The following is a 19,617-nucleotide window of genomic DNA, read 5'->3' as shown; positions in this document are numbered from 1 at the left end:
AGCGGACGGCTCACGTCCTGAAAACGAAAAGACGGCCGCGGCAGGTGCCGCGGCCGCCCTGTCCGGATGAGTCCGGTGTGTCAGAGGGTGCGGCGGATCTCCTCGACCCGGTAGCACTCGATCACGTCGCCGGCGCGCATGTTCTCGAAGTTCTCGAAGGCCATGCCGCACTCCTGGCCGGAGGTGACTTCCTTCGCATCGTCCTTGAAGCGCTTGAGGGTCTTCAGCTTGCCCTCGTGGATCACGACGCTGTCGCGGATCAGGCGGACATGGGCGCCGCGCTCGACGATGCCGTCCTGGACGCGGCAACCCGCGACCTTGCCGACCTTCGAGACCTCGAAGACCTCCTGGATGACGGCCTCGCCCAGGCGCTCCTCGCGGAGCGTCGGCGGCAGCATCCCCGACAGCGTGGCTTTGATGTCGTCCACGAGGTCGTAGATGATGTTGTAGTACCGGATCTCGATGCCGGCCCGCTCGGCGGCCTCGCGGGCCTCCTTGAGGGCGCGCACGTTGAAGCCGATAACCACCGCCTTGGAGGCCTGCGCCAGGGTGATGTCCGACTCGGTGATGCCGCCGACACCCGCCAGAAGAATGCGGGCCGCGACCTCGTCGTTGCCGAGCTTCTCCAGCGCGCCCGAGATCGCCTCGACCGAGCCCTGCACGTCGCCCTTGATGACGACCGGCAGTTCCTTCCGGCCGGCGCCTTCCTTGAGGTCGCGCATCATATCGACGAGCGACCGGTTGGCGCCGCCGGTCCGGGCGTTCTGACGCTCGCGCTTCTGGCGGGCGCGGTACTCGGTGACCTCGCGGGCGCGGGCCTCGCTCGGCACCACGGTCACGCGGTCGCCGGCGTCCGGCGTGCCGTTGAAGCCCAGCACCTCCACGGGGACCGAAGGCCCGGCGTACTGGACGTTCTCGCCGAGGTCGTCGATCAGGGCGCGCACGCGGCCCCACTCGGCGCCCGCCACGACGATGTCGCCGGTGAACAGGGTACCGCGCTGGACCAGGACCGTGGCCACGGGGCCGCGACCGCGGTCGAGCTGCGCCTCGATGACCGTACCCTCGCCGTCGCGCTTCTCGTTGGCGCGCAGGTTCATGATCTCGGCCTGGATCTGGATACCCTCCAGAAGCTCCGGCAGTCCTTCGCCGGTCTTGGCCGAGACCTCGAACTCGAGGGTCTCACCGCCCATCGACTCGACCTGGATGTCGTGCTGCAGCAGCTCCGTGCGGACCCGCTCCGGCTTGGCATCCGGCTTGTCGATCTTGTTGACCGCGATGATCAGCGGGACACCGGCCGCCTTGGCGTGCTGGATGGCCTCGATGGTCTGGGGCATGACGCCGTCATCGGCCGCGACCACGACCACGACGATGTCGGTGACCTTGGCGCCGCGGGCGCGCATCGACGTGAACGCCGCGTGGCCCGGGGTGTCGATGAAGGTGATCATGTCGCCGGACGGCGACGCGACCTGATAGGCGCCGATGTGCTGGGTGATGCCGCCGGCCTCGCCCTCGACCACGTTCGCCTTGCGGATCGCGTCGAGCAGCGACGTCTTGCCGTGGTCGACGTGGCCCATGATGGTGACCACCGGCGGACGGGGATCGAGATCCTCCTCCAGATCCGGCTCGTCGGACGACAGGCCCTCCTCGACATCGGATTCGGCGACGCGACGGACCGTGTGACCGAGCTCCTCGGCGATGAGCTGGGCGGTGTCCGAATCGATCACGTCGGTGATCTTGTGGATCTGGCCCTGCTTCATCAGCATGCGGATCACATCGACGGCCCGCTCCGACATGCGGTTGGCGAGTTCCTGGATCGTGATCGTCTCGGGGATCGTCACCTCGCGGGACAGCTTCTCCTTCTGCTCCACCTGACCGCGGCCGCTCATGCGCTGCTGGCGGCGGCGGAACGAGGCGACCGAGCGTGTCCGCTCGTCCTCGCCCGAGGTGGCGTTGGCGATGGTCAGGCGACCGCGGTTGCGGTCACCGCCCGGAGACTTCGGCGTCTTGGGCGGCGTGATGATCTTGAGCGGCATGCCGGGACGGCGGATGACCCGCTTGGTCTCGGACTCGTCGTCGTTGGTCTGGGCACCGCGACCGGCCGGCCGCGCCGCGGCGCCGGCACCGGCGGGACGGGCGGCGGTCGCCGGCGTCGCGCTCTTCTCGGGCTCGGGCGCCGGAGCGGGCTTGGCCATGAAGTTGAGATCGCGCGGCTTGCGCGAATCGGCCGTGATCGTCTTGCGCGGCTCGCCCGTGGAGGGTCGGGGCGTCAGCGGGGGGCGCGGCGCGGCCGGAGCCGCGGCGGGCGCAGCCGGACGCGCAGCAGCCGGACGGGCCGGCGCAGCGGCCGGACGCGCGGGCGCAGCCGCGGCCGGACGGGCAGCGGCAGGCGGCGCGGCAGGCGCTTCGGCCGGACGGGCAGGTGCAGCAGCGGCAGGCGCAGCGGCGGTGGGGGCGGGAGCGGGTGCGGGAGCGGCCGCCTGGGCTTCGGCTGCCTTTTCTGCAGCCTTGGCGGCCTCAGCCGCCGCAGCCGCGGCTGCCGCAGCCGCGGCCTTGCGCTCCTCCTCCTCGCGGCGGCGGGCCTCGGCGGCCTCGCGTTCGCGGCGGGCCTGCTCCTCGGCTTCGCGGCGGCGCGCCTCGGCCTCGGCCTCGGCCTTGCGGCGGGCCTCGGCCTCACGGCGCTGCGCGTCGGCGAGGGCTGCCGCGCGGGCGGCGCTCTCCTGTTCGCTCAGCGTGCGCAGGACCACACCCGAGGCCGGCCGCTGGGCCGGACGGGGGGCCGCGGCCGCGGGCGCGGCCGGTGCCGGACGCGGTGCGGGTGCAGGCTCACGGGCAGGAGCGGCCGGAGCCGCGCCGATCACGCGGCGCTTCACCGTCTCGACCACGACCTGCTTGGAGCGGCCATGGGAGAAGCTCTGACGCACGGTGCCCGCCTCGATCGGCCGCTTGAGGGAAAGCGGCTTCGGGGAAGTCCGATTCAGAGTCTTGTCGCCCGGGTTATTCGTATCGCTCATTCAGCCTGAACCCTGAGGGTTTCCATCGTCCCGTGAACCGACGCCCGGTGGCGCCGGCCAAATCCGTCCTGCGTCGTCAACGTGAGGCTTCATCGATCCCGCCGATTCGGGCTGGATCGGGCTCCCCGGTCGCCGCGGCGGCGCCCTCGAAGGAGCGTAGCCGACGCCAACGCGACAGGCAGCCGGCGGCTCCGGCTCCTGCGACGAGCGCAGCGTGTATCACATGACCCCGACCTAAAGCCATGTCCAATTCGTCTTCGAACAGGTCATCGATGATCGGGATCCTTGACATGGCCTCGCCATGGCGCCTGTGCAAGGCCGACGCGATCTTCCGCCGGCCATCCGGGCTCGCCTCGGCGGCGTGGATCACCGCGATGGCACCGGGCTGACCGCCGATCGCCGCCTCGACCTTCGAGAAGCCCGCGACGATGCAGCCCGCCTTGTTGGCGAGCGCGATGGCCTGCCGCAGATCCTCCCGGAGCCCCGCGGCGATCCGGTCCGGCAGATCGGGCGCGGCCGGGGTCGGCCCCTTGAAGGCCCGCGAGAAAAGATTCTTGCGCACGGCGGTGGCGACCGCCTCGCGCCGGGCGCTGATCCAGGCGCCGCGCCCCGGGAGCTTGGCGCGCAGGTCGGGGACGACGCTGCCGTCCGGCCCGCGCACGAACCGGATCATCGCCTCCGGCGCCTGGGCGACGCGCGTGACGAGGCAGGTCCGCTCGGGCGCGCGGCGGCCAGGGCCGGCATCGAGCCCCCCGGCAGCCAGCCCGTCCTCGGGCAGGGTCGTGTCGTCCGCGACCATCGCGTTTCCGCCGCCGGCCTTCGGCTCAGCCCTCGGCCCGGGCGGCTTCTTCGCCCTCGGCCGCCTCGGCCCCTTCCTCGGCCCCTTCCTCGGCACCGTCTTCGCCTTCCGGCTCCGGCAGCGCCTCGATCCAGCCGGCCTTGAGGCGGGCGGCCATGATCAGAGCTTCCGCCTCGGCGCGGGACAGGTCGAAGCCGTCGAGGTAGCCCGCATGACGCACCGCTTCGGGGCCGCGGCCTTCCGTGTAGCCGACGAGGTCGTCAGTGGCGCAGCCCGCCAGATCCTCGACGCTCTTCACGTCGTTCTCGCCGAGGGCGACCATCATGGGCGTGGTGATGCCCTCGATCTCGCGGAGCTCGTCGGCGACGCCGAGCTCGGTGCGGCGGGCGTCGTGGGCCTGCTCGATCCGGGCGAGGTGGTCCTGGGCGCGGGCCTGGATCTCGGTGCCGGTCTCCTCGTCGAGACCCTGGATGCCGGAGAGCTCCTGGATGTCGACGTAGGCGATCTCCTCGACGTTGCGGAAGCCTTCCGCCGCGAGCAGCTGGCCGACGGTCTCGTCGACGTCCAGCGCCTCCATGAAGACCTGGGTCCGCTCGGCGAACTCCTTCTGGCGGCGCTCCGACTCCTCGGCCTCGGTGAGGATGTCGATGTCCCAGCCGGTGAGCTGGGAGGCGAGGCGGACGTTCTGGCCGCGGCGGCCGATGGCCAGCGACAGCTGGTCGTCCGGCACCACCACCTCGATGCGGTCGGCCTCCTCGTCGAGCACCACCTTCACCACCTCGGCGGGCTGGAGGGCGTTGACGATGAAGGTCGCCTCGTCCTCGGACCACGGGATGATGTCGATCTTCTCGCCCTGCAGCTCGCCGACCACGGCCTGCACGCGCGAGCCGCGCATGCCGACGCAGGCGCCCACCGGGTCGATGCTGCCGTCACGGGAGATCACCGCGATCTTGGCGCGGGAGCCCGGGTCGCGGGCCACAGCCTTCACCTCGACGATGCCGTCGTAGATCTCGGGCACTTCCTGGCCGAACAGCTTGGCCATGAACTGCGGGTGCGAGCGCGACAGGAAGATCTGCGGCCCGCGCACTTCCGAGCGCACGTCGAACAGGTAGGAGCGGATGCGGTCGCCCGGCCGGAAGGTCTCGCGCGGGATCATTTCGTCCCGGCGCACGATGCCCTCGCCGCGGCCCAGATCCACGATGACGTTGCCGTACTCGACCCGCTTCACGATGCCGTTGAGGATCTCGCCGATGCGGTCCTTGTACTCGTCGAACTGGCGGGCGCGCTCGGCGTCGCGCACCTTCTGGACGATGACCTGCTTGGCCGACTGGGCGGCGACGCGGCCGAAATCGAAGGGCGGCAGGGTGTCGGAGATGACGTCGCCGACGAGGGCCCCCGGGTTGTAGCGGCGGGCCTGGTCCAGGGTGATCTCGCGGGCGTCATTCTCCACCTGATCGACGACCAGGAGGTGGCGCGAGAGGCGCAAAGCCCCGGTCTTCGGGTCGATCTCGGCGTGAACGTCGGTCTCGGCGCCGTAGCGGGAGCGCGCGGCCTTGGCGATCGCCTCCTCCATCGCGTCGATGACGATGGAGCGGTCGATCACCTTCTCGCGGGCGACCGCATCGGCGATCTGGAGGAGTTCGAGCCTGTTGGCGCTGACGACGGCCATCGGTGTCGGTCCTTCTCTTCCGTCAAATCTTCGAGCCGGCCGCCGGGCGGCCGACATTGGGGTCTCAATGCAGCGAATCGCGGTCCTTCAGCCGGGACGCCTTGGTCACGACCGGCTTCTTCGGACCGGTCCGCGCCGGCTTCTGGAGCTTGGCCGCGGGGCTGGCCTTCCGGGGCCCCTTCGGCTGGAAGGGGCTGCGCGCCGGCGGCGCCGCGCGCTCCTCGGCGGGCTCCGCGTCATCCGTCTCCTCGGCCTCATCCGCGGGGGGCGGTCCGCCGCGGCGGAGCGATTCGCGGATCAAGTCGTCGGTGAGGACGAGATGGGCCTCGGCGAGGTCCTTGAGCGGCAGGTCGATGCGGCTCGGCAGCCCTTCCTTCACGTCGGGCAGGTCGATCGGGACCGTCTGCCTGTCCAGATCCGGCGCGCCGAGGATGCCGCGGAAGCGCTTGCGCCCATCGAGCGGCGGGCTCAGCTCGACCTTGGCCTCGTAGCCGACCCAGCGGGCGAAGTCCGAGATCCGCACCAGCGGCCGGTCGATCCCCGGCGAGGACACTTCCAGGTTGTAGGCGCCGCCCACCGGATCGTCGACGTCGAGGATCGGCGAGATCGCGCGGCTCACCGCCTCGCAATCGTCGATGGTGAAGGAGCCGTCCGGCCGCTCCGCCATGATCTGCACGGTGCAGCCGTTGATGTTGGACATCTTCACCCGGACCAGCCGGAAGCCGAGGCCTTGGAGCGGCCCCTCGATCGCCTGCGCGACGCGCGCGGCGACACCGGCCTCGCGGACGAGGCGCTTTTCGGACAGATCCGCTTCGATCTCGGACGACATGGGTTTGAGCGCGCAACCTTCGCGGCGTTCTGCGTGGCCCGCCCGCGGCGTGCGGCCTTGTGCGGCGAGAGGCTCTGCGGCGAAAAAAAAGAGCGGACCCGGTGGGGCCCACTCCCGAACCGCAGCCTCTCGACTGCCATCAGAACTGTTGAGAGCTAGATAGCGACCCTCGGCCGGGAGCGCAAGACGGATCAGGCGCACGACGCAGCCCTGTTCGTCCCGGTCTCGGCCTCATCCTGAGGTGCCGGAGCGTCGCGGCGGCCTCGAAGGAGGCCTCGAAGGCGGTCTCCAGGGATCGCGCGCTGTCCGGAGGGCTCCTTCGAGGCGCGCGCACCTCAGGATGAGGGGGTTGGGGATCGGCTGCCTTTCAGCCGCCCCGCGGCACCCGCCCCTCCAGCGGATAGGCGGGATCGTTGTAGCCCGGCGTGGTCGGATGGCCCGCGGCCACGAACCCGTCTACCAGCGCCTCGTCCTCCGGGGTGAAGGCGTAGTCGAGGGCGCCGAGATATTCCTGCCATTGCGCCTCGGTGCGCGGCCCGGCAATGACGCCGGTGACGAGGCGGTTGTTCAGCACCCAGGCGGTGGCGAACTGGCCGGCCGTGATGCCCCGCGCCTCGGCATGCGCCTTCAGGGTCCGGGCGATGCGCAGGGATTCCGGGCGCCACTCGGTCTGCATCATCCGGGTGTCCTGGCGACCGGCGCGGGATTCGGCCGGCGGCGGGGCATCCGGGTCGTACTTCCCGGTGAGCACGCCGCGGGCGAGCGGCGAGTACGGCACGACGCCGAGCCCGTAATGGGCGCAGGCCGGCAGGTGCTCGGTCTCGGGCATGCGGTTGAAGGCGTTGTAGTAGGGCTGGCTCACCACCGGCCGGTCGATCCCCAGCTCGTCGCAGAGCCGGCAGATCTCGGCGACCCGCCAGGAGCGGTGGTTCGAGACGCCGAAATGGCGGATCTTGCCCGCCCGCACGAGGTCGGCCATCGCCCGCACCGTCTCGGCGAGCGGCGTATCGTGGTCTTCCTTGTGCAGGTAGTAGATGTCGATGACATCGGTGCCGAGGCGGCGCAGGCTGTCCTCGGCGGCCTTCATCACGTGGACCCGCGACAGGCCGCGGTCGTTGACGCCCTCGCCCGTCGGGTTGGCGACCTTGGTGGCCAGGATCCAGGCGGCGCGGTCGCCCTTGATCGCCCGGCCGGTGATCTCCTCCGAGCGGCCCTCCGTGTAGACGTTGGCCGTGTCGATGAAGTTGATCCCCGCCTCCCGGGCGCTGCCGACGATGCGGCCGGCGGTGGCCTCGTCGGTGGGGCCGCCGAACATCATCGTGCCGAGGCAGATCGGCGAGACCTTGAGGCCGGAGCGGCCGAGTTTGCGGTACTGCATGGGATCCATCCGGTGTCCGTCGCCCCGCTATCTCGCCGCGGCGCGGCCGAGGTCAACCGTGCCGGGCGACAGGCCCGTGTAACCTGCGCCCGGCCGCGGCGAACCGACCCGTGCCGGCACCGGAGCCCGGGGGCGGCCGTTCTCGCCGTGGCGCATGTCGCTGGCGGGTCGCCGCCGTCCCTCACCGAAAAAGAGCCTGTCCGAGACCCATGATCGACCGCTCGGCCGTTCTCCCCGCCATCCCCCGCCCCTGGCTCGACCGGGCCGGTCGCCTCTCCTGGCTGAAGCTCGCGGTCTTCCTGGCCTGCATCGCCCCGGCCCTGTACCTCGCGGCCGCCTACCGGCTCGACGCGCTGGGCGCGAAGCCGATCACCGCGCTGATCCACGCGACCGGCGAGTGGGCGGTGCGCTTCCTGCTGTTTTCCCTGGCGATCTCGCCGCTCCGCCGCATCGCCGACTGGGCGAAGGTCATCGCGGTGCGGCGGATGCTCGGCATCACCGTGATGGCCTACGCGGTGGCCCATCTCACCCTCTACGCCGTCGACCAGAACCTGATCCTCACCAAGGTCGTCTCGGAGATCGCCCTGCGGCTCTACCTGACGATCGGCTTCGTGGCGCTGATCGGCCTGATCGCCCTCGGCCTGACCTCCACGGATGCGGCGATCCGGAACCTCGGCCCGAACTGGAACCGGCTGCACCGCCTCGTCTACACGATCGCCGTCCTGGCCCTGGTCCATTATTTCCTGCAGTCCAAGATCGACGTCACCGATCCGGTCTTCTCGGCCGGCCTGTTCCTGCTGCTGATGGGCTGGCGGGTGATGCGGCGGTTCAAATGGCCGGAGCGGCCCTGGTCGCTCCTGCTGCTCGCGATCCTCGCCAGCCTCGCCACCGCGGGTCTCGAGGCCGCCTGGTACGGGCTCGCCAGCGGCGTCCCGGCCAGCCTCGTACTCGCCGCCAACCTGGACTTCTCCGGGCCGATCCGGCCGGCCTGGTGGGTGCTGGCGGTCGGCCTGTCGCTGCCGCTCCTGGCGCTGGTGCGCGGTCCGAAGGCGCGCGCCGCCGGCCCGGCGCCGACGAGGCGGCCGGCCGCCACGCCCCGCCGGGATCCGGTCCGGGAGCCCTTGTCGCCGCGGGCCTGATGCCGCAGAACCCGCTCCCGGTCCTCCGCCGCCGGCGGCCCCGGGCCCAGCGGAGCTTTCAAGACGCCATGCGCGGCACGCTTCTCCTGATCGCGGGCTTGCTCGCGCCGACGGTCGCCCTCGCGACACCGCCCGCACCCGGGAAGCCGGCCGCCAAGGCGGCTCCCGCCGCGCCGCCCCCGGCGGCCGCGGCACAGGCCGTCGCAGCCTGCACGGCGCCCGAGCCGCCGCCGGCCTCGGCCCGCCCGACCAAGCCGGCGCTGCCGCAGAAGCCCGCCTGCCTCGACGCCAAGGAGGGCTGCCCGGGCTGGGAGGGCTACAGCTACAACGACGCGATCAAGGCCTATAACCTGCAGGCGCAGGCCTTCCGGCCGATCGCCGAGGCCTACCTGCAGAAGCTCAACGCCTACGTGAAGGCGAGCGCGGACTACGCCCAGTGCGAAGTCAACGCGATGCAGAAATAGCCGGCTGAACGGCACCCGACAGCACCACACGGGGAGGGTTCAGGCGCATTGGCGCTAGCTCCGGTGATGATGGCCGCGATCCCCGCGCGCCCGATCACGCCGAGGCCCCCGTGCCCGCTCGTCGTTCCCTCGTCCGCACAGCTTTCTGCGCCCTGCTCCTCGCCACGGGCCCGGCGCTGGCCGCCGATTTCGACGGTCCCTCCGCGCCTCCTCATGGCTATGGCGATCCCGCTCAGGAGGAGGAGCCGGAGCGCCGACCGCCGCCGCCGCCACGTCCCGAGGCCGAGTTCCGCGGCCCACGCTTCACGGCGGCGCCCCCCGAAGCGTGCCGGGAATTCGTGCGGCGTCGGTTCGATCCGGATGGCGCGCCGGTTTTACGCCGGGTGCGGGTCTGCGACGAGCCGGTCGTCGACCGCGGGCCGCCCCCGCCGCCTCCGCCGCCGGAGGACATTCCGCCCCGTCGCTGGGGCGGACCGCGCTGGTAGCGTCGCGCCGGCTCAGATGCGGGCCGGCGCCTTCTTGAGGGCGGCCGCGAAGGCCTTGAGCTGGCGGTTCAGATCCGCCAGTTCGTTCAGCGCGATGGTCTTATGGCCGTCGCGGACCGCGCGCTCGATATCCTCGACCTGCAGGTCGACGAGGCGGCGGATGGCGGTGGCGACTTGTTGTCGGGTCATCGATTCGAGCGTCTCGTCCGAGCGTCCTGGCGGGCCTCAACGGACGGCCGATACGCGGCCGTCGACACGTTTCGGTGATAGGCCGGTAGGCTTAACCGTTGGTGTCCGCACCCCGTCGGTTCACAGGGGATCCGGCCCTAGCGGCGCTCGCGCATCTCGGCGCGGCGCATCGGCATCGCGTCGATCGTGGCGAACAGCGCCTGCGGGGCGATCGGCTCCTCGGCGGTGAGCTTGGCGCCGCCGTCCTTGCCGATCAGAACGGCGCGGAAGCTGTCCGCGGGCAGGCCGAGCCGGGTGCGCAGGGCCTGCGCCTGCGCCCCGGACCCGACCGCTTCCAGCACCACGAGGTCGCGGTCGGCGAGACCGGTGCGGGCCGAACCCAGGGCCGCCCGCTGCGCCCGGAGATCCGCGTCCCCGGCCTCGGGCGCCGACAGGACCAGCACCCGCGCGCGGTCCCGATAGGCGTCGAGGGGACCGGCCAGGGCGGCCCCTGTCGCCATCGCCGCCAGCCCGAATCCCAGTGCCGTTCCCCGCATGCCGCCGCTCCGCGCTCCCGAGACGGGACAACGCGCGAGCCGTCCGGGAGATCACAGCCGCGCCTTTGCCTCCACGGTCCGGCGCCCCAGATCGGAGGCGACAGGCAATAACCGGGAGTTCGCCATGACCACCGCCATGAACCGACGCATCGTCCTGGCCTCGCGCCCGCACGGTGAGCCGCGGCCCGAGAACTTCCGCCTGGAGGAGGTGCCGGTGCCGCAGCCCGGACCCGGCCAGGTCCTCCTGCGCACCCGCTGGCTGTCCCTGGATCCCTATATGCGCGGCCGGATGAGCGACGCGAAATCCTACGCGGCGCCCGTCGAGATCGGCGCGCCGATCACCGCCGAGACGGTGGGCGAAGTGGTCGCCTCGAACCACCCGGACTATGCCGTGGGCGAGATGCTGACCGCCTTCGCGGGCTGGCAGGACTATTTCGTCACCGACGGCAAGGGCTCGCGCAAGGTCGATCCCGCCGCCGCCCCGCCCTCGACGGCGCTGGGCGTGCTCGGGATGCCGGGCATGACCGCCTATACCGGCCTCCTCAACATCGGCCGGCCGAAATTCGGCGAGACCGTCGTGGTGGCCGCCGCCGCCGGCCCGGTGGGCTCCCTGGTCGGGCAGATCGCCAAGATCCACGGCGCCCGCGCCGTCGGGATCGCGGGCGGCCCCGAGAAGTGCCGCTACCTCACGGAGGAACTCGGCTTCGACGCCGCCGTCGATCATCGCGGCCCCGACCTGCCCGGCGCGCTGGCCGCCGCCTGCCCGAAAGGCATCGACGTCTACTTCGAGAATGTCGGCGGCGCGGTCTTCGCCGCCGTGATGCCCTTGCTCAACCCCTTCGCGCGGATCCCGGTCTGCGGCCTCATCTCGGCCTACAACGCCACCGAGGTGCCCGCCGGCCCGGACCGCCTGCCCGGCCTGATGCGTGCGGTCCTGACCAACCGGCTGCAAATCCAGGGCTTCATCGTCTGGGACTTCGCCGAGCAGGCCGAGACGTTCCGCAAGGAGGTCGCCGGCTGGATCCAGGACGGACGCGTCCGCTATCGCGAGGACGTGGTCGAAGGCCTGGAGAACGCCCCGGAGGCGTTCATGGGCCTGTTGAAGGGCCGGAATTTCGGCAAGCTCGTCGTCCGCGTGTCCTGAAGGCTTCTTGCCGCCGATCTGGAACGGATATAGAACAAACAGACCCGGCGGCGCTGCGGAAAGCGGGCACAAGCCCGCCCCGCAGGTTGCCGCTCCGGAGGCCCGGGCGCATGGTTCGCGCGCCGCCGGGCAAGTGCCCAGTGAGATCCGTACGACTAGGAGAGAGCGATGGCGGGCAGCGTCAACAAGGTGATTCTGGTGGGCAATCTCGGGCGCGATCCCGAGATGCGCCGCCTCGGGTCGGGCGACCCGGTCTGCAACCTGCGGCTCGCGACGTCGGAGTCGTGGAAGGACAAGGCGACCGGCGAGCGCAAGGAGAAGACCGAGTGGCACTCGGTCGTCATCTACAACGACAACCTCGCCCGGGTGGCCGAGCAGTACCTGCGCAAGGGCTCGAAGGTCTATATCGAGGGCCAGCTTCAGACCCGGAAGTGGACCGACAATTCCGGCGTCGAGAAGTACACGACCGAGGTGGTGCTCCAGCGCTTCCGCGGCGAGATGACGATCCTCGACGGGCGCGGCGGCGGCGGCGACTTCGCCGGCGAGGAAGAGGGCGGCGGCCAGATCAGCCGCGGCGGGGATTTCGGGGGCGGCCGGGGCGGTGACCGCGGCGGCGATTTCGGAGGCGGTCGCGCCCAGGGCGGCGAGCGGCGTCCGGCTCCGGCCTCCTCGGGCGGTGGCGGCAACGGCGGCGGCGGCGGAAGCCGCGGCGGCTACGACCTCGACGACGACATCCCGTTCTAGGCGCCGTCGGTCCGGTCGGGACAACGCCGCCGGCGCCGGTCGTGGCGCCGGCGGCGTCTCTGCAGGCTCGGATGCTTCCCCATCTCGGGCCTCTGCATGCGCGCCTCCCCTCGCGGTGAGGAACCGAAGGTGGGGGCGACGCCGGATCGCGCGATCCGGTGCCCTCTCCACCAATCCCAACCCGGCCCCCCTCCCCACCAGAATGAGGGAGCCGGTCGCATCGCTTCGACCGTCGGGGCCTGTCTTGTCGGGCGCCAGGTCCGAGCGGGATCGGGACCCGCTCGGGCCGCGGCCGCGAAGCGGCTCAGCCCTTGAGCTGCTTGTTGCAGGCCGAATAGTAGCCGCCGCCCTTCTCGATCCACTTCATGCCGCCCAACGTGCCGGCGGCCTTGGCCGCGTTGTAGCTGTCGAGACAGGTGTGCATGCGGGCCTTGCCGGCCGATTCCTTGGCGTATTTCGGATCGATGGCGCGGGGGAAGGCGGCCGATCCGGCGGCGGCGGGCGGTGTCGTTCCGGCGCGCGAACCGGCTGCCGGCGGGGCCGCGGGCGCGGCGGTCGTCGCGGTCGGCGAGACCGGGTTGGGGGCGGTCGTCGGGGCGGTATCGGCCGCCGCGCCGCACTCGGCCTTGCGGAAGTCGTTCCACTTCTGCCCGTTGAGCGTCCCCGCCTGCTTGGCGGCCTGATACTTTGCCGAACACTCCTTGGTCGACAGGGCAGCGGCCGGCGAGGCACCGGCCGCCACGCCGGCAATCATCAGGGATGCAAATACATAGCGGCGCATATCGAAAAATCTCCGGGACACTATGTGTCGTCCCGGAAGAGACTAATACGGCTCTATCCCGTCGTGAATATGCGGGTGTCCGTTCCGGCGGGACAAGTCGGCAACCAGGCCCGGATCCGGTCCGATCCGGATCCGGGGTATGGTCCCGAGCCGGCCGCGCGGGCTACCAGCCGCCGTGGAACCGGCGCGGGCCGTCATAGCCGCCATAGCCGCGCTCGTAGCCGCCGTAGCCCGGCCGCCCGTAGGGCCCGCGGGGACCGCCCCAGCCCCAGCCGCGCTCGTTGGGCCGGCAATGGCCCCAGGGATTGGGGTGGAAGCCGGGACCGCAGCCGCCGGCCACGCGCTCGATCACGACCCCGGCATCGGGGGGGCCGTAGCCGAACGGTGCCGCGTTCGCCGCCGTGGCGGTGGCGAGCCCCGCCGTGACCACCGCGACCAGGCCGAGCATCTTGGAGCGCATCATGACACGATCTCCTGAACCAGCGGGCCGGACGCACCGGACCGATGGCAGGAGGATGCGCCGGTCGCCGTGAACCGGGACAGGTCCGGCCATTCATCAACCCGACGGGATCGGCCGGACGGGCCCACGCGCGACGGATCGGTCAGGCGGCCTGAAGCCGGACCGGGGTCGGCGCGGCGGCCCGTGAGCGCGCGTAGAGGTCGGCGCCGACGGCTTGGCCCGCCGCTTTGACGAGCGTGGCCTCGTCGCAGGACCGCGCCACCTTTAGGCCGAGCGCCGCGAGCCGCGCGTTGTCGGCGCAATAGGCCGCGATCCGGGCTCGCCCATAGGCCGGCATCGGGGCGAGCAGCCGGTCGCGCTCCGCGTCGTCGGCGCGGAACAGCGCCGAGATCAGCTCGATCGGAACCGGGTACCGCGCCAGGGCGCTGGGATGGGGGCGGTTTCCGTCGCGCGTCATGGATGCCTCTCCGCTTCGCTGTGCGGTGGAAGGTTCGGCAACCATAGTTAACGATCAGTTGTGATGGTCGCCGGCCCGAGGCGGATGTCTCAGCGGCGCGGCGGGTTCACCCAGGCGCCGCCGTCGGCGTGGTGCGGCCGATCCGTGTCCGCGGCCGGGATCAGGAGCTGCGCGTCCGCCCAGCGAGACGCCGCGCCCGGCGCCGCCGGTGTGATCGCCCCCGTCGTGACCGGATCGATCCAGGCAGGCGGGCCTTCGGCGAGTGACGCGCCCGGATCCGGCAGATTGCGCTCGTAGCCGACGACGACCGCCGTGAGGGCGATCGCGGCCAGGAGGAACGCTAGACCGTCGAGGATCATGGAGCCGAGTCTCGGCATGGCACCCGCGCCTGTTGACCAAGCTTCGGGGCTACGGCGGCAGGGTTAACGAACCCTGTCCGAAACCGGGAGATCCGGCCCTGCAGCGGGCTCAGGCGTTCCGTCCGCCGCGCAGGGTCTTCAGGCCGATGCCCGTCGCCTCGAAACCGCCGTCGACGGCGAGTTGCTGGCCGGTGATGTAGGAGGCGCGCTCCGAGCAGAGGAAGACGATCGCCTCCGCGAGTTCCGTCTCCAGCCCGTAGCGGCCGAGCGGGACGGTGTCGTGGTAATCCGCCCGGATCTCGGGGCTGTGGACCGCCTTGGCCATCGCGGTATCCACCGGGCCGGGGGCGACGGCGTTCACGCGGATGCCCCAGCGCGCCAACTCGACGGCCTGCTGCTGGGTGAGCTGCGCCAGCGCCGCCTTGCTGGTGCCGTAGGCCGTCCGCAGGGTCGAGGCGCGCAGGCCCGAGATCGAGGTGACGTTCACGATCGCCCCGCCGCGCTCGGACAGGAGCGGCACGGCGGCCTGCGTGCACAGGAACGGACCGGACAGGTTGACCGCGAGCACCCGCGACCAGTCCGCAAAGGTGGTCTCCATCAGCGGCTTGAAGATCGCGATGCCGGCATTGTTGACCAGGGCGTCGAGCCGCCCGAACCGGTCGCCGACCTGCCGGATCGCCGCCGCGACCGCCTCGGGCTCGGAGACGTCGGCCGTCACCGCCAGCGCGGCCTCCGGACGGCCGAGCCGCTCCGTCGCCGCGGCCACGCCCGGACCGTCGATATCGAGCAGGGCGACGTTCCAGCCGTCCGCGAGGAAGCGGGTCGCGGTGGCGAGCCCGATGCCGCGGGCAGCCCCCGTCACCAGTGCGGTCCGGGTCTGGGCATCGCTCATCGTCGTCTCCGTCGGGGGCGGCCGCACCCGGATGGCGCGACGCGGCGTTCGGGTCCGCAGCGGTGCGACCGCCGCAGGCCAAGCCCGGGACACCTACAGGTCCCTCCCGCCGTTGAAAACCGATCCGCCGTCGATGTCCGATGGATCGCGCGGGCGCCGTCGCGCCTGTCGGCCACCGACCGGTCCGCGGCGGCCGCCAGGCGCGCCGACACGACCGAGGCGGCTTCCCCCTCTCGGGATGCGAAGATGGGCTCGAGCCTCCGCGCGGACCCGGCGCTCAGAGCATCGGGATGCCGCCGGTGACCGGCACCAGCGCCCCGGACATGTAGCTGCCCTCGCGGGAGGCGAGCAGCACGTAGGCCGGAGCGAGTTCCGCGGGCTGGCCGGCGCGGCCGAGCGGGGTTTGCGCGCCGAGCTGCTCGATCTGCTCCGGACTCTTCACGATCGGCTGGATCGGCGTCCAGACCGGGCCCGGGGCGACGCAGTTCACCCGGATCCCCTTCGGCGCCAGCAGGTTCGACAAGCCGATGGTCAGGCTCGCGATCGCGCCCTTGGTGGCGGCGTAGATCAGCATGCTGGGATCGGCGACCTTGGCCTGCACGCTCGTGCTGTTCACGATCGCCCCCCCGGGCTTCATGTGCGGCACCGCCGCCTGGGCGAGGTGGTACATGGCGAAGACGTTGGCGCGGAACGAGCCCTCGATGTCGGGAGCCTTCACGTCGTCGAGGCTGTCGTTCACCACCTGGGCGGCGGCGTTGTTCACGAGGACGTCGAGGCGCCCGAACGCCGCCACGGTCCTCGCCACGAGGTCGCGACAATGGTCCTCGTCGCGGATGTCGCCGGGAAGGAGCAGGCAGCGCCGGCCGGCCTTCTCGACCCAGGCCTTCGTGTCCTCGGCATCCTCCTGCTCGACGTCGAGATAGGAGATCGCCACGTCGGCGCCTTCACGGGCATACGCGATGGCCACCGCCCGACCGATGCCGGAATCGCCGCCGGTGATCAGCGCCGCGTGGCCCGTGAGGAGCCCCTTGCCGACATAGCTGTCCTCGCCATGGTCGGGCCGCGGCGTCATCTTGGAGGTCAGGCCCGGCCGGGGCTGCTGCTGGTCGCCGGGAAAGGGCGGCTGCGGCCCGGCCTCGCGCGGATCGTCGGTCATCGGGGAGGCTCCGGGTCGTGGGCGATCCACGGGATCTAGGGCTGACTTCAGGGCCGCCGCCTGCGCCCGGCCGTCACAGGCCGGGCGAGGGTACCGAACCGTCTCAGAAGGCGCGGGTGCGCCCGGAATGCGGGCCGCCGTAGCGGCGGCGCAGGAAGGAGACGACCTTGGGGAGGAGGAAGGCGATCAGGATCTTGCGCATCGGGGCTCGCTCACGTCACGGGTTCGTGAGCGGGCAATGCTCGGACCGCACCCCGGTTCCGTGCGGGCGCCGGATCAGAGTTCGAGGGTCAGGGTGACCGGCGCGTGGTCGGAGGGACGCTCCCAGGCGCGGGCCTCGCGCAGCACCTCCACCTTGCGGACCGTCCCGGCGAGGTCCGGGGACACCCAGGCGTGGTCCAGGCGCCGCCCCTTGTTGGCCGCCGACCAGTCGGGGGAGCGGTAGCTCCACCACGTGTAGATCTTCTCGGGCTCCGGGGTGAGGTGGCGCGCCGCGTCGATCCACCCCGCCTCCCCGCGCAGGACCTCCAGCGCCTCGGTCTCCACGGGCGTGTGGCTGACCACGTCGAGGAGCTGCTTGTGCGACCAGACGTCGTGCTCCAGGGGCGCGACGTTGAGGTCGCCCACGAGGATCGCCGGCCCGGAGACGCGCTTGCCACCCCAGGCGCGCAGTTCGGACAGGAAGTCGAGCTTGTGGGCGAATTTCGGGTTGAGGTCGCGGTCCGGCACGTCGCCGCCGGCCGGGACGTAGAAATCGTGCAGCACGATGCCGGCGGCGGCCCCCGCTTCCGGCCCCAGCACCGCCGAGATGTGGCGGGCATCCTGGCGCTCGCAGAATCCCATCACGGCGCGGGTGTGCAGGGGGAAGCGGGAGAGGATCGCGACGCCGTTGTAGCCCTTCTGCCCGGCGAACATCACGTGCTCGTAGCCCGAGCCGCGCAGAGCCTTCAGCGGGAAGGCGTCGTCCGGGCATTTGGTCTCCTGGAGGCAGAGCACGTCCGGCTTGTGCTCGGCCAGGAAGCGCAGCACGAGGTCGATGCGCAGGCGCACCGAGTTGATGTTCCAGGTGGTGACGGTGAGCTGCACGGGCGGCGCCGGGGTTCGGTCGGAGGTGCGCTCCGATAGCCGATTTCGCGGGCCGCGACAGTCCGCTCGACGCCGGCGGCGCGAAATGCCGTGCGTCGGTGCCCGGCAGGCGCTATGCCCGTGCCCTGCCCTGTCCCGGGCCCCTCGTCGAGGCGCCGCCATGGCACATGCCCGCTCGCTCCTGTTCGCCGCCTACTGGGCCGCCTGGACCACCCTGTTCCTCGCGCCGCTCGCGGTCTTCCTCCTGTCGGGGTCCCCCGAGCGGCCGATCCGACGGGCGACGCGCCTCTGGGCGCGCGGCATCCTGGCCGGGCTCCGGCACATCGTCGGCCTGCGCTACGTGGAGGAGGGCCGCCAGCACCTGCCGGCCAAGCCCTGCCTGATCGTCGCCAACCACCAGTCGACCTGGGAGACCCTCGCCTTCCTGGTGCTGGTGCCGGACGTGGCGATCGTCGCCAAGCGGGAGCTGCTGGCGATCCCGGTGGTCGGCTGGTTCCTGCGACGCTCGCCGATGATCGTCATCGACCGCGGCAACGGCACGCAGGCCTTGCGCACCATGATCGACGAGGGCCGCGCCGCTGTCGCGGCGGGCCGGTCGGTGCTGATCTTTCCGGAAGGCACTCGCGGCGGCATCGACGCGCCGCTGCGCTTCAAGCGCGGCGTCGAGCTGCTCTACGGACGGCTCGGCCTGCCGGTGGTGCCGGTGGCGCTGAATTCCGGGCTGTTCTGGCCGGGGGGCATGGCGACCCGGGCCGGGACCGTGGTGGTGAGCTACCTCACGGCCGTCGCGCCGGGCCTGACGGCCGCGGAGTTCCTGCGCGGCACCGAGGGGGCGATCGACCGGGAGCTCGACCGCTGGCGCCCCATCGGCCTCGACGGCCTCGGCGCGAAGGCGGCCTGAGGGCGCCCCCTAGGGCTGCGCTTGCTGGATCTGCTGCTGCACGGCCTTGTCCTCGGCACGCCCGTAATTGATGAAGAACAGGTTGCCGTCGACGCTCTTGCCCTTCTGGAGGTTCGAGAGCGTCACCGTCGTGATGTAGCCCTGCGGATCGGTGATCCGCCACTGCGACAGGGTCTTCACGTCGGCATCGAAGAACAGCTGGATCTTCGAGGTGCCGCCGAGGGTGGCGCGGTCCTCCAGGCTGATGCGGACGCCGCCCGGATCGTTGGCCACGTCGGTGACGGTGAGGTCGCGGGCGAGGTCGATCTTCTCGCGCAGCAGGAATTTCAGCGGCGTCTGGGCGATGAAGTAGAGGTCCTGCGTGTTGAGCTTGCGGTCGCGCACCGCCACCGAGGTGCCGTCGGCGATCACCTCGAGCGGAGAGGGTTGGTCGTAGTCGAAGCGCAGGCGGCCGGGCTTGGCCAGCGTCAGCTTGCCGCCGATCCGGCGCCCATCGGCGCCGATCTGCATGAAGTTGCCCGTCAGGGTGTTGATCCCGTTGAAGTAGGCGTTGGCCTGGGCGAGCAGCGTCGCGGCATCCGCGGGCTCGCCGGGGGCGATCGCCGTCGGCGCGCCCACCGCCGCGACCTTGGGCTCTGCGGCCTTGTGCTCGGCCTTGCCGGACTTGGCATTGGCCGCCTTCGTGTCCTTGCCCGCCGGGTCCTTGCCGGAATCCTTGCTCGCCTCCTTGTTGGCCTTGGGCGCGGGCTTCTTGGCCGGCGCGGGGGCCGGCGGGGCAGCCTCGGGCTGCGGCGCGGGCTCCTCCTTATGGCCGAACAGGCTGTCGATGAAGGCGCCCACCTGCGCCTCGGCCGGGTTGGCGGTCGCGAGCCACAGCCCGGCGGCGATCAGGGAGCCGGCTGTGCGGATGCGGCGGCCGATCATCGGCAGAGTCTCCTGGGGAACCACGGCGTGGGCTCCGGCGGCAAAGGGAAAGCGGAACGTGACGTCAGCGAGCGGGTGAAGACGTCGCGCCCCCCGTCGTCTGCGCGAGCGGCGCGCGGCAACCCAGGAGCTCCGCGGTGCCGGACGGCGCGCTGCCCTGGGCTGCTTCGCTCCGCTCTCACGGACGGGACGGGTTTCGCAGCGGCCCGTTAGA

20 protein-coding genes are annotated in these 19,617 nt (G+C 71.7%); 5 read left to right on the top strand and 15 right to left on the bottom strand.

What is annotated here, in order from left to right; genetic code table 11:
• Positions 1-80 precede the first annotated feature (80 nt).
• The 5 genes from infB to ABIC70_RS11825 all read right to left on the bottom strand — a co-directional run bounded on the left by infB (position 81) and on the right by ABIC70_RS11825 (position 7,686).
• Positions 81-3,011 (bottom strand): translation initiation factor IF-2, encoded by a 2,931-nt coding sequence (infB, locus tag ABIC70_RS11845; protein ID WP_043385089.1) that lies wholly within the window; start codon positions 3,009-3,011, stop codon positions 81-83.
• 76 nt (positions 3,012-3,087) lie between these two features.
• The gene (locus ABIC70_RS11840; protein WP_043354654.1) at positions 3,088-3,810 is read right to left on the bottom strand and encodes an RNA-binding protein; all 723 of its coding nucleotides are present in this window, start codon (positions 3,808-3,810) and stop codon (positions 3,088-3,090) included.
• A gap of 25 nt (positions 3,811-3,835) precedes the next feature.
• A complete protein-coding gene (gene nusA / locus ABIC70_RS11835) occupies positions 3,836-5,479 on the bottom strand; it encodes a transcription termination factor NusA (protein WP_043354656.1) in 1,644 nt (547 codons plus the stop codon).
• 64 nt (positions 5,480-5,543) lie between these two features.
• Complete coding sequence (gene rimP / locus ABIC70_RS11830; protein WP_043385087.1) at positions 5,544-6,308, bottom strand: ribosome maturation factor RimP; 765 nt, start codon at positions 6,306-6,308, stop codon at positions 5,544-5,546.
• Between the two features lie 367 nt (positions 6,309-6,675).
• Entirely contained in the window at positions 6,676-7,686 is a 1,011-nt protein-coding gene (locus tag ABIC70_RS11825) for an aldo/keto reductase (RefSeq protein ID WP_043354665.1), read from the bottom strand.
• Between the two features lie 209 nt (positions 7,687-7,895).
• On the opposite strand from ABIC70_RS11825, the gene msrQ reads away from it, so the two are divergent.
• Both msrQ and ABIC70_RS11815 read left to right on the top strand, forming a co-directional pair.
• Entirely contained in the window at positions 7,896-8,825 is a 930-nt protein-coding gene (gene msrQ, locus ABIC70_RS11820; protein ID WP_111473635.1) for a protein-methionine-sulfoxide reductase heme-binding subunit MsrQ, read from the top strand.
• Positions 8,826-8,893: 68 nt separating this feature from the next.
• A complete protein-coding gene (locus tag ABIC70_RS11815) occupies positions 8,894-9,289 on the top strand; it encodes a hypothetical protein (RefSeq protein ID WP_179697127.1) in 396 nt (131 codons plus the stop codon).
• Between the two features lie 497 nt (positions 9,290-9,786).
• Here ABIC70_RS11815 and ABIC70_RS11810 read toward each other — a convergent pair whose 3' ends face one another.
• Positions 9,787-9,963, bottom strand: coding sequence for a hypothetical protein (locus ABIC70_RS11810; RefSeq protein ID WP_164706367.1), 177 nt, complete (start codon positions 9,961-9,963; stop codon positions 9,787-9,789).
• 137 nt (positions 9,964-10,100) lie between these two features.
• Positions 10,101-10,499, bottom strand: a complete 399-nt coding sequence (locus ABIC70_RS11805; protein ID WP_043385084.1) for a DUF4174 domain-containing protein — start codon at positions 10,497-10,499, stop codon at positions 10,101-10,103.
• Positions 10,500-10,623: 124 nt separating this feature from the next.
• Here ABIC70_RS11805 and curA point away from each other — a divergent pair, with 124 nt between their 5' ends.
• Both curA and ssb read left to right on the top strand, forming a co-directional pair.
• Positions 10,624-11,643: an NADPH-dependent curcumin/dihydrocurcumin reductase gene (curA, locus tag ABIC70_RS11800; RefSeq protein ID WP_354439769.1), complete on the top strand. Its 1,020-nt coding sequence runs from the start codon at positions 10,624-10,626 to the stop codon at positions 11,641-11,643.
• A 168-nt stretch (positions 11,644-11,811) separates the two neighbouring features.
• Positions 11,812-12,387, top strand: a complete 576-nt coding sequence (ssb, locus tag ABIC70_RS11795) for a single-stranded DNA-binding protein (RefSeq protein ID WP_043354664.1) — start codon at positions 11,812-11,814, stop codon at positions 12,385-12,387.
• A 304-nt stretch (positions 12,388-12,691) separates the two neighbouring features.
• Here ssb and ABIC70_RS11790 read toward each other — a convergent pair whose 3' ends face one another.
• The 7 genes from ABIC70_RS11790 to xth form a co-directional block, all read right to left on the bottom strand.
• Positions 12,692-13,168 (bottom strand): hypothetical protein, encoded by a 477-nt coding sequence (locus ABIC70_RS11790; RefSeq protein ID WP_043759047.1) that lies wholly within the window; start codon positions 13,166-13,168, stop codon positions 12,692-12,694.
• Between the two features lie 163 nt (positions 13,169-13,331).
• Positions 13,332-13,631, bottom strand: a complete 300-nt coding sequence (locus ABIC70_RS11785; RefSeq protein WP_043385077.1) for a GCG_CRPN prefix-to-repeats domain-containing protein — start codon at positions 13,629-13,631, stop codon at positions 13,332-13,334.
• A 139-nt stretch (positions 13,632-13,770) separates the two neighbouring features.
• A complete protein-coding gene (locus tag ABIC70_RS11780) occupies positions 13,771-14,085 on the bottom strand; it encodes a hypothetical protein (RefSeq protein ID WP_043354509.1) in 315 nt (104 codons plus the stop codon).
• A gap of 89 nt (positions 14,086-14,174) precedes the next feature.
• Positions 14,175-14,462 carry a hypothetical protein gene (locus tag ABIC70_RS11775; RefSeq protein WP_279901298.1) on the bottom strand — a complete coding sequence of 96 codons (288 nt, stop codon included), beginning with the start codon at positions 14,460-14,462 and terminating at the stop codon, positions 14,175-14,177.
• 91 nt (positions 14,463-14,553) lie between these two features.
• The gene (locus ABIC70_RS11770) at positions 14,554-15,336 is read right to left on the bottom strand and encodes an SDR family NAD(P)-dependent oxidoreductase (RefSeq protein ID WP_043385070.1); all 783 of its coding nucleotides are present in this window, start codon (positions 15,334-15,336) and stop codon (positions 14,554-14,556) included.
• Between the two features lie 277 nt (positions 15,337-15,613).
• Positions 15,614-16,492 carry an SDR family oxidoreductase gene (locus ABIC70_RS11765; protein ID WP_043354517.1) on the bottom strand — a complete coding sequence of 293 codons (879 nt, stop codon included), beginning with the start codon at positions 16,490-16,492 and terminating at the stop codon, positions 15,614-15,616.
• A gap of 276 nt (positions 16,493-16,768) precedes the next feature.
• Complete coding sequence (xth, locus tag ABIC70_RS11760; RefSeq protein WP_043354519.1) at positions 16,769-17,578, bottom strand: exodeoxyribonuclease III; 810 nt, start codon at positions 17,576-17,578, stop codon at positions 16,769-16,771.
• A 160-nt stretch (positions 17,579-17,738) separates the two neighbouring features.
• On the opposite strand from xth, the gene ABIC70_RS11755 reads away from it, so the two are divergent.
• On the top strand, positions 17,739-18,479 hold the full coding sequence (locus ABIC70_RS11755) for a lysophospholipid acyltransferase family protein (RefSeq protein WP_043354521.1): 741 nt from the start codon (positions 17,739-17,741) through the stop codon (positions 18,477-18,479).
• A 9-nt stretch (positions 18,480-18,488) separates the two neighbouring features.
• On the opposite strand, the gene ABIC70_RS11750 is transcribed toward ABIC70_RS11755, so the two are convergent.
• Positions 18,489-19,403, bottom strand: coding sequence for a LolA family protein (locus tag ABIC70_RS11750; RefSeq protein ID WP_053610096.1), 915 nt, complete (start codon positions 19,401-19,403; stop codon positions 18,489-18,491).
• Between the last annotated feature and the right edge of the window lie 214 nt (positions 19,404-19,617).

The sequence above is a fragment of the Methylobacterium sp. 1973 genome, from assembly GCF_040545035.1.
GTDB lineage: Bacteria > Pseudomonadota > Alphaproteobacteria > Rhizobiales > Beijerinckiaceae > Methylobacterium > Methylobacterium fujisawaense.
The sequence above is the reverse complement of the archived record's forward strand: the minus strand, read 5'-3'. Positions and strand labels throughout refer to the sequence as shown.

Coding starts and splice junctions, on each gene's coding strand:
- infB (WP_043385089.1), bottom strand. CDS start 3,011: ATGAGCGATACGAATAACCCGGGCGACAAGACTCTGAATCGGACTTCC.
- ABIC70_RS11840 (WP_043354654.1), bottom strand. CDS start 3,810: ATGGTCGCGGACGACACGACCCTGCCCGAGGACGGGCTGGCTGCCGGG.
- nusA (WP_043354656.1), bottom strand. CDS start 5,479: ATGGCCGTCGTCAGCGCCAACAGGCTCGAACTCCTCCAGATCGCCGAT.
- rimP (WP_043385087.1), bottom strand. CDS start 6,308: ATGTCGTCCGAGATCGAAGCGGATCTGTCCGAAAAGCGCCTCGTCCGC.
- ABIC70_RS11825 (WP_043354665.1), bottom strand. CDS start 7,686: ATGCAGTACCGCAAACTCGGCCGCTCCGGCCTCAAGGTCTCGCCGATC.
- msrQ (WP_111473635.1), top strand. CDS start 7,896: ATGATCGACCGCTCGGCCGTTCTCCCCGCCATCCCCCGCCCCTGGCTC.
- ABIC70_RS11815 (WP_179697127.1), top strand. CDS start 8,894: ATGCGCGGCACGCTTCTCCTGATCGCGGGCTTGCTCGCGCCGACGGTC.
- ABIC70_RS11810 (WP_164706367.1), bottom strand. CDS start 9,963: ATGACCCGACAACAAGTCGCCACCGCCATCCGCCGCCTCGTCGACCTG.
- ABIC70_RS11805 (WP_043385084.1), bottom strand. CDS start 10,499: ATGCGGGGAACGGCACTGGGATTCGGGCTGGCGGCGATGGCGACAGGG.
- curA (WP_354439769.1), top strand. CDS start 10,624: ATGACCACCGCCATGAACCGACGCATCGTCCTGGCCTCGCGCCCGCAC.
- ssb (WP_043354664.1), top strand. CDS start 11,812: ATGGCGGGCAGCGTCAACAAGGTGATTCTGGTGGGCAATCTCGGGCGC.
- ABIC70_RS11790 (WP_043759047.1), bottom strand. CDS start 13,168: ATGCGCCGCTATGTATTTGCATCCCTGATGATTGCCGGCGTGGCGGCC.
- ABIC70_RS11785 (WP_043385077.1), bottom strand. CDS start 13,631: ATGATGCGCTCCAAGATGCTCGGCCTGGTCGCGGTGGTCACGGCGGGG.
- ABIC70_RS11780 (WP_043354509.1), bottom strand. CDS start 14,085: ATGACGCGCGACGGAAACCGCCCCCATCCCAGCGCCCTGGCGCGGTAC.
- ABIC70_RS11775 (WP_279901298.1), bottom strand. CDS start 14,462: ATGCCGAGACTCGGCTCCATGATCCTCGACGGTCTAGCGTTCCTCCTG.
- ABIC70_RS11770 (WP_043385070.1), bottom strand. CDS start 15,336: ATGAGCGATGCCCAGACCCGGACCGCACTGGTGACGGGGGCTGCCCGC.
- ABIC70_RS11765 (WP_043354517.1), bottom strand. CDS start 16,492: ATGACCGACGATCCGCGCGAGGCCGGGCCGCAGCCGCCCTTTCCCGGC.
- ABIC70_RS11755 (WP_043354521.1), top strand. CDS start 17,739: ATGGCACATGCCCGCTCGCTCCTGTTCGCCGCCTACTGGGCCGCCTGG.
- ABIC70_RS11750 (WP_053610096.1), bottom strand. CDS start 19,403: ATGATCGGCCGCCGCATCCGCACAGCCGGCTCCCTGATCGCCGCCGGG.